The 13222-nt window shown below is 52.1% G+C and carries 8 protein-coding genes and 1 pseudogene; all 9 read right to left on the reverse strand.

The genetic code is table 11. From position 1 onward, the window contains the following. Nucleotides 1-934: 934 nt before the first annotated feature. Nucleotides 935-1282, reverse strand: a pseudogene (locus J4P41_RS12880) (ATP-binding cassette domain-containing protein); the annotation flags it as partial. A 193-nt stretch (nt 1283-1475) separates the two neighbouring features. Next, complete coding sequence (locus tag J4P41_RS12885; protein WP_426067463.1) at nt 1476-3680, reverse strand: TonB-dependent receptor family protein; 2205 nt, start codon at nt 3678-3680, stop codon at nt 1476-1478. A gap of 482 nt (nt 3681-4162) precedes the next feature. After that, nucleotides 4163-5104, reverse strand: coding sequence for an aliphatic sulfonate ABC transporter substrate-binding protein (locus J4P41_RS12890; RefSeq protein ID WP_426067443.1), 942 nt, complete (start codon nt 5102-5104; stop codon nt 4163-4165). Beyond that, nucleotides 5101-6414: an LLM class flavin-dependent oxidoreductase gene (locus tag J4P41_RS12895; RefSeq protein WP_426067464.1), complete on the reverse strand. Its 1314-nt coding sequence runs from the start codon at nt 6412-6414 to the stop codon at nt 5101-5103. The genes J4P41_RS12890 and J4P41_RS12895 overlap by 4 nt, the downstream gene beginning before the upstream one ends. Before the next feature lie 101 nt (nt 6415-6515). After that, the gene (locus tag J4P41_RS12900; protein ID WP_211568312.1) at nt 6516-8009 is read right to left on the reverse strand and encodes an MFS transporter; all 1494 of its coding nucleotides are present in this window, start codon (nt 8007-8009) and stop codon (nt 6516-6518) included. After that, nucleotides 8006-9439 (reverse strand): FAD/NAD(P)-binding protein, encoded by a 1434-nt coding sequence (locus tag J4P41_RS12905; RefSeq protein WP_426067444.1) that lies wholly within the window; start codon nt 9437-9439, stop codon nt 8006-8008. The genes J4P41_RS12900 and J4P41_RS12905 overlap by 4 nt, the downstream gene beginning before the upstream one ends. Further along, nucleotides 9436-10617, reverse strand: a complete 1182-nt coding sequence (gene ssuD / locus J4P41_RS12910; RefSeq protein WP_023943475.1) for an FMNH2-dependent alkanesulfonate monooxygenase — start codon at nt 10615-10617, stop codon at nt 9436-9438. Before ssuD ends, J4P41_RS12905 begins: the two co-directional genes overlap by 4 nt. Beyond that, nucleotides 10614-12008 carry an NtaA/DmoA family FMN-dependent monooxygenase gene (locus tag J4P41_RS12915; RefSeq protein ID WP_426067445.1) on the reverse strand — a complete coding sequence of 465 codons (1395 nt, stop codon included), beginning with the start codon at nt 12006-12008 and terminating at the stop codon, nt 10614-10616. Before J4P41_RS12915 ends, ssuD begins: the two co-directional genes overlap by 4 nt. Beyond that, entirely contained in the window at nt 12005-13219 is a 1215-nt protein-coding gene (locus J4P41_RS12920; protein ID WP_426067446.1) for an acyl-CoA dehydrogenase family protein, read from the reverse strand. The genes J4P41_RS12915 and J4P41_RS12920 overlap by 4 nt, the downstream gene beginning before the upstream one ends. Between the last annotated feature and the right edge of the window lie 3 nt (nt 13220-13222).

Below are 13222 nucleotides of genomic sequence, written 5' to 3' on the forward strand. Positions count from 1 at the left end.
TCCCATAATATCATGCGTAATTTTGGGTTTTTTAAGAGGAAAATAAGTTTTAATGAGCATGCCTAAATTAGTACATCTATATAAAATAATTATAGAAAATATATTTTTATGAAAATACTTTGAAACACTCAAAAATAATATAAATTATCAAAATTATTTTTGTAAGTATTTTGTAATAATTTAATTATTATTTATTTAAATATGTATGAGGCGCCCCCTGCTTGATGGGTTCGACGGAAGACGGATCATCGGAGGATATGTGTGATCAGAACCTGGGGTGGGGCCTCCAGATAGAGGAGTCGAATTTCCTGGATCACCAAGCGAGTGAGCTTTTGCGACATGGCGGCAGGCGCTTTCTGAACGTAAGCGTATTGGCGTGGGAGCGCATAATGGGACATTATGTAACCTCCGTATTCGGGTATTGCTGCGGAATAGGCTACAGAGGCCGCTGTCAAAACAAAATTTTGATAAAAACAACGGTTTGTCAATCGACAATGTCATGCAGTGAGCTTCTTCACGAAACCGCTCACAAGGTGCAGGCTACATTGGCTGTGTGCCCCCGCAACCAATCCCATCATAAATCCCTACACATCGACCGCTGACGCAGATATTTCCGCGTCATATCAGTCGTCTCATTGCGGCCCGACCCTCGAAAAGAAGGCCAGGCAATCACGTACGTCTCCATCACACCAGCCGTTAAGAACATGACCTTAACTCAGAGCTCACAGGGTTCGTCGTCGGGGGGAGATAAACCTTTTTAATTCGTTTTGAGAGTTCTGAAAAACGAAGACGTACGTGACATAGAGACAGCTTCTTTGAATCTGGGCACATTGGACTGCAATTCAGTAAAGGTAAACGGCAGCATTTTCATAACCAGCACGCGAACCTTTCTATCATGCTAAGCGCAACGTATGCTGGCTAGATAAGAATAAAATCAGAACATCGCTTCTTCCAATTGAGTTAAAATTTCTGTTCTTAATTTCTGAAGGGCTGGGTTGTCTCGGTCTCGTGGTTGAGCGTCTTCAATACGGAGATCGGCGATGACGCGCGCTGGACGAGGGCTGAAGATAATCACACGTGTCGCCAGAAGAAGGGCTTCTTCAACATCATGAGTGACCATGAGCGCTGTAAAGCCCTGAGACCTCCAAAGGCGATAAAGTTCAGTTTGCATCGCAAGACGTGTCAGGCTGTCCAGCTTGCCAAGAGGTTCATCCAAAAGAAGAAGACGAGGGTTATTGATCAACGCACGCGCCAGCGCAACACGTTGCGCCATCCCACCCGAGAACGGACGGTACACACTCACGAAACAGTCTGACGGCTTGGCATCAGACAACCAGATCAAGAGTGTGCCGGCCCAGAGAATACATGAAAGACAGGTACTTAAAGAGGGCAGCAGTTTTTTTTGGAGCTCCTTTACTCAAGACCTGAAGTCCATGGATTCTCATATTCTATAAATATATCTACAGAAAAAGACTCTAATCGTTCAGCCCGATCGAAATTCCGGCAAATACGCCAAATCCATCTCCGGGTTGCATTACCGAGAGTTGTTTGCCTCCAGCAATATATCCGGGCACCACAATGGATGCATAATGCTTGTTGGTTAGGTTATTGAACGAGAGGAATACCTGACGATGTTTTCCGGGCCATTCATAACCGATGTTGGCATTGTAAATATGGTAGGATGGGGCAAAGTAGGTATCGTCATAAGACCCGGAAACTTTTGATGAAACCTGAGTATTAAAACCAGCATAAAATCCATTCTTCAGGTCGAGACGGATTTCTCCCTGATAAAAGTGAGCCGGAATGCCCGGGAGTTTATTGTGTCCGAAAACAGCATCGTTTTTGAAATGGAAATCCTGATAGGTATAAGATTGATGTAATCCCAAGGTTCCACCAGACCACTTATACAAATTTGTTTCGAGAGATGCTTCGACACCCTGATGTACGGTTGGAGACGCATTTGAATATGTCGCGTTTCCATAAAGTTGCGACAGAGGGGTCATGACAGACAGGAGTTCATTCCTCACAGAAGAATAATAGTATGTCAGGCTCCATTTATTGCGGAGCCAATCGCCTGTTGTGCCAATTTCATAGGTTGTCGCTGTTTGATTTTCCAGGCTTGCGCCTGTGGCTGTCAGACCTGCAGCAGGTCCGGTTGTATAATTTGCACCAGAAAGCAGTTGCCAGTCGTTGGGGGGCTGAAAACTACGACTTACGTTTCCATAGACAGAAACATGCGGATTAATGACATATCGAAATCCTCCGCGCGGAGTAAAGCCGACAGCCGACGTTTTAAGAGAGCTCTCTGTGGGATATGTGACAGCGGTTGAGCGCTGAACGAAGTCTAGGGCACCTGCGGCGGTTAGCCAGAAATTATGGAAGAGTTCGAAATTATCCCTGATATGGAAATAATTATCCGTGCCGCCGTAGGTGGCGTGCCGAAGTTTCGTGCCAAAAGGAATGCTCGCGTAAGTGCCTGTACTTGTTCTGGTCCGCGTCGTTTGCCAGGCGTCTAGATCGCTATAAGTGTCGATCCCGAATAAGGTATCGTTGCTATGCCCCCAAACCTTGTCTTTTCGGCTGTAACGGATCACGCCAGCAATCGTCTTGTATCCCCAGATTCCGGCGGTAGTACCATTTTCGATGTCAATCGGGGCATCCTGATAATTAATTCCCAACTCCAGTTTGGAGTGATCATCAATCCGAATGGTCGTCATGTTGCCGTACCATTTCGAACCGGGCTGGATGCGTTTGGAGTGCAGGGCGACATATGTAGATTGTGCCTGCTTGGGGTTATCAATGATCTGATCTCGGGTCAAAAAACCTGGATAACCATTCTGTGTCTGGCGATAGCGGAAGAAGAAGCGCGTGGAGACCTTGTCGTTGAAACGGTATCCATAATTTGCGTTAACACCAAAACTGCTCGCCGCTGTCTGTTGCTGATATCCGCCGCGGTATGATTTTGTAACGCTTATGTAATAGTCTGATTTTCCTATGACTTGCCCGGAACTGATCTGCTGTTTGTTGTAGTTGAAACTGCCCGCTTCGGCTCTGACCTGAAAAAGATCTGCATCATACCCTGTTTGGGTAACGTAATTGATCGCCCCACCGAGTTGTAGACCGCCATAATCAAAGGCATTGGCTCCACGGAGCACTTCTGTGTATCGCACTCCAAGCGTCTCAAAAAGTTCGTAGGGTGTTCCGGCTGGTGTTGTTACGGGAAGCCCGTCAAACATCATCAGAATGCCTGAACGGAAATAGTTTGTTCCTGTCTGGATTCCGGAACCGCGAATGGAAAGCCGCAAACCGTCGCCGCCACCGGAACTTTGTGCAAAAACACCGGGTTGGAACGCGAGGGCATCAGCGTTCGTAAAGTTACGACCTTTCAGAACCTCATGTGCATCAATTACACTGACACCGCCAGGAATAGTACTCAGAGCTGCTTTTGACTGATCCACGACGGAGCGTCTTCGAGTGGAAACCTTAATCGTTTCACTCGAGGGAGCAACAAATGGGCGAGGCGGTGATGCGTTATTCAATGCTGAGGGCGATGTCAGTTTTTTGCCAGAAGCATTTGTCCGATGATAATTTGTATGGATTTTATGCTCTGCAGCCTCGCTCATGAGCGGGGTCATAGCGACTGCGCTTAACAGGATTGAAGACAGACGCGCATGAGACATGCCAAAACGAAAATCTGTATGGGAATAAACCCGCTTTTTCTGGTTCTTCATTTCAAGCTCATTCCGGACGGGGAATTCATGCCCCGTATTACTGGTGTTTTATTTAGATCGCGGAGCGCGGAATTTGTGTGAATATTACGTGTGTCATGGCAACGAATAATAATCGGTTCCTTCTTCCTCTCACATTTGAAGGGAGAGACAGAGGGCTGATACCGTTACTTTGACTTGGATCTGACGTAATTCACTGAAAGACTTTTTCGCCGTTCAGGCGTTACCGCACTTACATCGCATTCTGATATTCCTCGTCGAAGAGAACCATAGATTATGGTTCATATGTCATATTAATTATATGAAAACTTTTCTATACAAAAAAATATAAGTATTATTCAGATGTTTCATGAGTATTTCTGAATATATTGGGTATAAAAATAAAATTTTTATCAATGATATCTGCTCGTTAAGAGATCTAACTGCGATCTGGCTCACCTCCAGATCGCTGAAGAAACTTCAACATGGGACGTTAAAAGCCCTTCTTTTAAAAATCCATCGGCAATCTGTTGTTGCTCCTGTATGACGCCCGCCTCCATCGGTTTATAGCCGAAATCTCTGGTTTTGATTGCCGAGTAGACGGTATCGTAAGGCAGTCCTGTCTGCGTCGCGAGAAGATGCGAGACTTCGGGTTTATGGCCCTGAGCCCACGCATCCGTTTGAGCGATTTGATGAAGTGCTTCCCGCAAAAGGCCCGGCTGATTGTCTGAAAATTCACGACGTGCGAGGAAAAACTCTCGATTTGCGACAATATTCTGCGCCGTTGTCAGAATGCGAGACCCACTGGAGAGCGCTCCCGACAGATAGGGGTCCCATATCGCCCAAGCATCAATTTGACCGCTTTCAAAGGCTGAACGAGCAGATGGGGGTGTAAGATAGGCCGGTTTGATGTCATGAAAAGACAGGCCAGCTTTATGGAGCGCCTGGAGCAGAAACCAGTGAACGTTAGATGCGCGATTAAGCGCGATCCGTTTGCCCTTCAGATCTCCAAGAGTTTGGATTGAACTGTCTTTCGGAACGAGAATAGCCTCGGCTAGAGGGGCAGGAGGCTCATGCCCGACATAGACAAGTGCATCAGGTGTTGCCGCCGATGCGAACACGGGAGGAGCATCGCCGGTCTGCCCTAAATCCAGCGCTCCTGCTACCAGAGCCTGCAACAATTGTGGGCCTGCGACGAATTCTGACCATACGACATTCGCTCGGTTAGCCAGAGCTTTTTCCAGCGCGCCAGATTCCTTGAGAATGACCAGAGTGCTGTAACGCTGATAGCCGATACGAATGACGGGTGTTGCTGCGTGCGCTGTGGACGCAAAAGTGAGCGCAAGACTGCCAGCCAAGAGGTTGCGGCGGTTGATAAGGCGATGTGTATCAGTCATGGCGCTGCCGTGTTGTATTGTGGTTCGGATGTTCCGAAGAGCTTTTCTCGAAGAGTCCCAGGCTGATATTCTGTTTTATACCGGCCTCGTTTCTGAAGTTCGGGGACAATATATGTCACGAAGTCCTCAAAACTGCCTGGTGTGATGGCGTAAGCGAGGTTGAGGCCGTCAATCCCGGTGTCTTCAATCCATTTTTCGATCTGATCCGCAACTTTTTGGGGACCACCGACAAACGTTACGCCCATTCCGCCGATTGCCGCATGTTCTGCGAGTTCCCTGACGGTCCAGACCCGTTTCGGATCAACAACAGTCAACGCATCAATTGCAGAGTGAATGGCATCATTACGGATATGGCGAACGGGGTCGTCCAGGTCGAACGTTGAAAAATCGACGCCTGTCCAGCCTGACATGAGCGTCAACGCACCTTCATGGCTGACATATTTTCTGTACTCCGCCCATTTTTCCAGAGCTGCCTCGTCGTTCTCGGCCGTTACAATTGTGACAAGAGAGAAGATCTTGAGTGATTTTCTGGAACGTCCGGTGCGCTGAAGTTCCGCTTCCAGTCCTGAAACGGCATGCCGGGCGACTTCTTTGGAGGGGCCGGCGATAAAGACGCATTCAGCATAATCACCAGCGAAGGCCCGGCCTTTACTGGATGTCCCTGCCTGATAGAGGACCGGCGTTCGTTGAGGCGAGGGCTCGCAGAGATGGATTGCATCGACCTCAAAATACTTTCCTTTGTGTTGCAGGCGATGAACTTTCGTCGGGTCTGTAAAGATTCCATTTTCCCGATCTCGCAGAACTGCACCGTCCTCCCAGCTTTTCTCCCATAAGCCTCTCAGAACCTGCATATAATCGCGTGCGACGTCATAGCGTTCGTCATGTGACGTCTGTTGCTGCTGACCAACGCCCTTTGCCGCGCTGTTCAGATAGCCTGTCACAATGTTCCATCCTATCCGCCCGTTGGTCAGGTGATCCAGGGTACTGATGCGGCGGGCGAAGGGGTAGGGGTGCTCGAAAGAGAGAGTTGCCGTCAGTCCGAAGCCAAGGTTTTTGGTGACAGCGGCCATGGCGGAAATCAGCATGGCCGGGTCATTGACCGGGACTTGGGAGGCATTGCGCAAGGCCGCGTCCGGGCCAGCTCCATACACATCGTAGATGCCAAGAACATCTGCGATGAAAAGCCCATCGAACAATCCCCGTTCAAGCGTCTGGGCGAGATTCGTCCAGTATCCGAGGGTGTTGTAATGCCATGACTGATCGTCCGGGTGTCGCCACAAACCGCTGGCCTGATGGGAGACGCAATTCATATCAAAAGCGTTTACGGGGATAAGAGACACATGCGCTCCTTGGAAACGATCACGGTGAGAAGACGAGGTGTGGCAATGCAGATAATATGGTTCAGGTTCACTCAGCCTTCATTGAGAAGGCCAGACTGCTGAAGGGGTTTGTTTTTCCGGGAGAGGGGCCTCAGAACAGACTTCAATGTGTCGTCTCCATCCGGGTCATAATTGAAGACGTCCCAGCGGATGATCTGATGCAATGTCAGCCCGATTAAGGGGGCAGTCAGAATGAACCAGAACAGGTTTGTGCCGAAATGTGCATAGAGTCCAGGAAGAGCCCACATGGCCATGGTGGCTCCCAGGCCAGAAATAAGCCGGTTCATACCGATGCCAACGCCTCGGATTTCTGTTGGATAGGTCAGGGTGGCGTAAATCATCTGCTGACAGCCCGGCCCGAAACCCTGACCGAAAAGATAGCCCGCAAATCCGCCGAGAACCGCTATGACGCCAGCCGTGGAATGTGGCGTTCCGACGATGGCAAGTGTTCCGATAGACGCAGCCTGCAGGATATAACCGGCGATATTGACTTTGCGGGAAGACATGTACCGTGCAAGGCGGACCCCAATCAGACCGCCTGTAAATGCAAAGACGAGGTTCAGGATGATGGATGTGATCAGAACCTGTTTGCGATCGAGGTGCAGCATTCCGGCCAGCAGGCTGGGCGCGCCGAACGCGATTGCTGCGTAGGAATAGGCACTGACAATGGAAATGACACTGACCAGAATTCCGCGCCTGAGCAGCGGCTGGCGAAACAAAGGTAGAATTCCGTGAGAGTGTGGCTGGATCGGCGGAGCTTCGATCTGAAGAACTGGATCAATGCCATGAGACGCCCGCAGAATCTCGGCAGCTTTCTCCAGATCGCCATTTCGGGCAATCCAGATAGGGGATTCACTCATGTACCGGTTACGGACAAGAATGATCAGAAGGGCAGGCAGAGCACCGAAAGCAAGTGACGCGCGCCATAGCCAATCCGGATGAGTGGCCGGAACGACGGCATCAAGGGCAAAAACAAGGAAAAAGCAGAGCGAAGACGCTGCATACCAGGTTGGGCACCATGCGGCGGCGCGGCTTGCTTTACTCCCTTTTCCGCTGAGTTTCGAAAATTCGGACAGAAAAGCCATGGCTACTGGCAGGTCCATGCCTACTCCGAACCCCATGGCGAAACGGGCAAGGATCAGGATGGTGGCTGTGGGCGCCATACCGGCCACAAGGGCTGCGATAACAAAGCAGATCATGTCCGCCATGAACACGGCGTATCGGCCTATCCGGTCCGTCAGCCAGCCGCCAGCGATACTACCAACGACCGTTCCGGCATTCATCGCTGCTGCAACCATACCAGTGGCAGATGTTGAAAGGCCGAAATGTTTTTGTACGTCTCCAATTCCGTAGGACAGAGTGGTCAGATCATACGCATCCAGAAAGACCCCGCCGAGAGCAAGAGCAACGATGATGTTGGCATGTCCTCCGCTCTGCGGTCCGGCATTGACGATGGCCGAAACATCGTCAGCATGACGGATGACAGGACGAAGCGTGCTGGATGTGACAGTTTGAGCAGACGTCATGAATCCACCTGTTCAGCGTATGTTGAGTTCTGAAGGTTATCAGCCAGTCGGGCTGCTACGGATTGAGCGTTGGCTGTCACTTCCGGCAGGCCCATAAGCTCGCCGAATGTCCCGCGGGAGAGTGGTCCGGCAACGAACAGGCTGGATACTGGCAAGCCGTCAACAAGTGCGGAGTGGTCTTCATCCGTCCAAAGCCCAAGGCCGACAGGATCTTTCTGCACAAAGCCATCCTCAGCCAGGCGGGAGAGAAAACCAGGTGTTGTCAGAATGCCTGCATGGTCGGGGCCGGTGGTATTGATCAGAATATCTGCATAGACCGTGCGCTTTCTTCCTCCACGCTCCTGAAGGTGTAGGGCAAGATTATCAGAGTGGGCTTCTGCGCTCTCAATTCGGGCAGCAAGAACTGTGAGTAATCCAGTTTCTGCCCTCAGGTTCAAAGTGTGTTCGACCTGTGGTGCGATCCGAAAACGATGGACATCCCAGAAAGGCCGAAGATGGCGGACAAGGCGCCGCTGTTCTACGACTGGCAAGGCGGTCCAGATCGTCTTGCCCTGGCGACGTACGGCATCAAGGGTGTCTTGCCATGGCCTTTCAGGGGCAGACGTGAGTGTTTTACGAATGCGTTTGAGCAGGTCTGGCGCTGTCTTCTCGGGAGTGGTGGAGAAATCTCCGAAGAGGCTGGGAACCCCGTGGGAATGTCCCCGAGATCGTAGGCCACGGCGGGAGACTGCGGTAATGGGACCGAGATGTCCCTGGGCAGCCAGGGTCGCTACAACATCCGCCATTGTGAGGCCGGTGCCGATGATGGCAATCCGTGCCCGCGGATCCAAAGTTTTGAAGGCGTCCTTCGCCCAGGGATCAGAGATCACTCGCGGGTCATGCGCGATCTCTTTGAGAGGGACCGGCAGAGCCGGGGCAGGATGCGACGTTGCAATGACAACATGCGCTGCGACATAAATCATCCCTTGAGCGGTCTGGAGACGCCACTGATCGCCATGACGCTGTACGGACACGACCGTGTCCTGAATATGCTGAAGCGTTTTGTTGATGAGGAACGGCGTTATTCTTTCAAAAAGATAGCGACCGAACTCTGAGCGGGTCGGATAAACCTCGCCCGAGGGCAAAAATGCTTCTGGGTCACAGGTTTTATGACTGTGCCATTTGAGCCAATCTGCAAAATCCTCAGGCTTGTTCGTGTCTATGCTCATCCGTGAAGCGGGCACATTGATGCGATGCTGAGGATCTTTGGTGCCATATGCGACGCCTGCTCCCAGCTTGGAGCGAGGCTCGAAAATCATAACACTGCCGGGCCCCAGGTCTCGGTGTTCGCGAAGCAGATGATACGCAATCATCGTTCCTGTCGCACCGCCACCGATAATTGCAACGGTGGCGGAAGCCGGCTGACGGCTGGTCTGAACTTCCGTTGTCATGAAGACGCTTGGGCTGGACGGTAGGAATTGGCAATCGTCTCCCCGAACGGACCCATATTGTTCTGACCGCCGGTTGCGCGTGTCGGATGGGCGGTCGGAAGCAGCGGAAGGACCAGTTCGCCAAAGCTGTAAGCCTCTTCCAGATGAGGATAACCGGAGAGGATAAAGCTGTCACAGCCTGCGCGTCTGTACTCATCAATCCGTTCGGCAATGGTGGCTGGATCTCCGACCAGAGCCGTCCCCGCACCGCCGCGGACCAGCCCGACGCCCGCCCAGAGGTTGGGGCTGACTTCCAGTTTGTCGCGGCGTCCTCCATGCAGAGCGCTCATGCGGGACTGACCGACGGAGTCCAGCCTTGAAAATACAGACTGCGCCTGGGCAATTGTTGCGTCATCCAGGCGTGAAATCAGGCGATTAGCCGCAGCCCAGGCTTCATCGGTTGTTTCACGGGCAATAACATGAAAGCGGATTCCGAAGCTGACCTCTCGCCCCTCACGGGCGGCAGCCTCACGAACACGAGCAATTTTTTCTTTTACGAGTTCCGGCGGCTCGCCCCAGGTCAGATATTTATCGATCCGTTTTGCCGCAACCTGAATGCCTGCATCAGACGAACCTCCAAAATAGAGAGGAGGCCCACCCGCCTGATGCGGCGGATAAAGGATCTGGCCACCTGCAATATGGAAGTGCTTCCCTTCGTAATCGACGATTTCTCCCTTAAGAAGGCGGGAGTAAATCGACAGGAATTCGTCCGTGATTTCATAGCGGGTTGCATGATCGAGAAAGAGGCCATCTCCCTCGTTTTCTTTTGGATCTCCGCCCGTCACAACATTGATCAGAAGACGACCACCGGACAGGCGGTCCAAAGTTGCTGTCATACGTGCCGCAAAGGTTGGCGATTGCAACCCAGGGCGTACAGCCACCAGAAATTTCAGCCTTTCAGTGGACGTAATGAGAGACGACGCAACAATCCAGGAATCTTCGCAGCTTCGACCTGTGGGAAGGAGAACACCATAATATCCAAGACTGTCAGCGGCCCGTGCAACTTGCTGGAGATAAGGCAGGTCAACGCTGCGGCCCCCTTCCTGTGTTCCCAGATATCGGCTGTCCCCATGAGTAGGGAGGAACCAAAGAACGTTGATTTTCTCGGGGACACCCCCGATGACGGTATTTGTGCTCATGAGAAACTCGCTATCTGGGCTTGTACGGGAAGGGAGAGCTGGCGGGCCGGATGGCTTGTCGGAAGACGGTCAAAACCGAAGAGGCGATGACGGAGCGTCTCCGGAGGGCTGTTCTGCTCTGGTAGACGACCACGCTTACGAAGTTCAGGAGCTATCAGCTCTCCGAAATCTCTGGCCGTCTCAAACGTATGGTATTGGCGAAGATTAATGCCGTCGATGCCATCAATATCGAGCCAGTCTTCAACGGCATCTGCGATCTGGGAAGGTGTTCCCGCGACGAAAAAGCGGCCTTGTTCAAAACTGGCAATCTGATCCAGCGCGCTGCCCACCGTTTGATCAGGACCAAATCGACGTCCCATGTTGCCAAAAGGACGCCCTGACTGCTCAAGGGCTTCTCCGATGGTCAGGAAGCGGTCAAAATGCCGCAAATCGATTTCAGCCTGCGCATGCACATGAGCGGCTTCGACACTGTACCGCTCACGGTAACGCTTCAGCTTCTCATGAGCTTCGGCCTCTGTCTTCCCGGCGATAAGTCCAGCCATGACGTAGAATTTCAGATCATTGGGGTCTCGACCGTTTATGGCTGCCTGTTCGCGTGTCCGGGTAATGTTGTGGCGGATTTCCTCGCGGGTCCGGCCACCAATGAAAACAGCTTCCGCATGACGGGCCGCAAATTCAAGGCCACGCTTGGAACCGGTTGCCTGAAATAAAACAGGCGTGCGTTGACGTGTGGGCTGCACAAGGTGCGGTCCCTCAACCTGATGATGTTTTCCTTTGTGATTGATGTAATGAACGCGATCAGGATGTGTGAAGACGTCGTTCTCGCGATCAATGACGAGAGCGTCTTCGTCCCAGCTCTGCTCCCAGAGCTTGTAGAGAACTTCCAGATATTCTTCTGCGCGTTCGTACCGCTCATCGTGCTCGATTTCGTCTGCAAGGCCGAAGTTCCGAGCCGCATTCGGGAGGTAGGAGGTCACAATGTTCCAGCCAACGCGCCCTTCTGTAAGAAGATCGAGTGTGCTCATGCGTCGTGCAAAGGCAAAGGGCGGCTCGTAGGTTGTTGAGAACGTTGCAGCAAAACCCAGACGCGTGGTGACAGCCGCCATGGCCGGGATCAGGGAAAGCGGATCAAGGTTTGGAATCTGCACACCAAGGCGAAGAGCAGGATCAAGCCCATTGAAACGGTCATAGACACCAATGACATCGGCAAGAAAAATTGCGTCGAAACCCGCGTCTTCCGCCAGACGCGCCTGTTCCAGCCAGAACCCCATTTCTCCAAACCGATGCCGATTGTTGTCAGGCGCCGTCCACATGCCGTGGACGATGTGACTCACGCACGCCATTTCGAAGAGATTTACTTTTAACTGTTTAGGAGCCGACGCCTTGCTCATGCCGGCTCCTTGGAGAGATTTTTCTTCAGACCTTCCCGGTAGGGCGTCCAAAGAGGAGTATTGTTCAAGGCCAGATCGCCGAGTTCCCGACGGCGCTGTGCCGCAGGATTGTGTGAGGACAGAACGCGGGCATTGCGCCAGTGGCGGTCCAGATTTCTGGTCTGGCTGGTGGCTGATGCGCCGCCAACTTCAAAAAGCAGGTTTGCGGCTTCAAGTGTCTGATCGATAACGATCTGCTGCGCCTTGAATGCGGCCTCTTCGGCTTCGCTAAACGTCACGCTTTCGGTGTCGCCTCTCAGCCAGGCAGGCTCGGCTTCCGCCAACGCATCTGAAACGCGATCGACCAGAGCCGAGGTCGAGAAGGCAAGGGCAGACAGTCGTCCCACAACCCCTTGCACAACAGAGTCTTCTCGTTGGACAACTTTTCCGGGAACACCGAAGGTTCGCGTTCTGGGGCGTACAAAGTCAACGGCATCACGCAGCACGGCGGCCGAAATGCCGGCTAAAGCTGCCAGATGAAACTGCTGATAATAAGCGGCGAGATAGGAGTGTGCAGGAATATTCCCGGGCTCAGAACGATCCAGAATCTGTGTCGGAGGAATTAAAACGCTCTCAAAAACAGTAGTTCCGCTTCCGGTAAGACGCTGGCCAAAGCCATCCCAGTCGTCAAGGCGTGTGACACCGGCAGCGTCTGAAGGAACCAGAACATGCGCGCGCTGCTCTCCCTCTGCGGCCCAGACAATGATCCAGTCAGCATAGAGAGTGCCAGTCGAATAGTACTTTGTACCATTCAGGCGAGACTCATTCCCGTCTGAACTCAGTTGGGTCGATACACCTGTTTCGTCTGAGCGTTCTGCCATCGCCGCACCAAAAAGAGCGCCCTCACGGATGCGATCAAACCATTCGGCTGATTTGTGGGCGTGACGGAGTCTGCCTTCAATAAAGGCAAAATGGGCACGGAAAATCTGTGGCAGGTTGGAATCTGCTGTCGCCAGATCTTTCAGCAGACTGAAGCTCTGCTTCAGGGAGGCTCCGTACCCACCCAATTCGTTCGGAAGGCGGACGCGTCCCAGCCCCGCAGCTTTCAACTCCTGCACAATATTTCTCACAAGCGCAGGGTCGTGTTCGAATTCCCGTGAGGCGCGCGTTATCGTTTCGATGATCGGCTGAAAACGTTCTTTGGCAGAGGCAAAATTGGCAGAAGAGGACATACA

Source organism: Gluconobacter sp. NFX36, from assembly GCF_049887835.1.
GTDB lineage: Bacteria > Pseudomonadota > Alphaproteobacteria > Acetobacterales > Acetobacteraceae > Gluconobacter > Gluconobacter japonicus_A.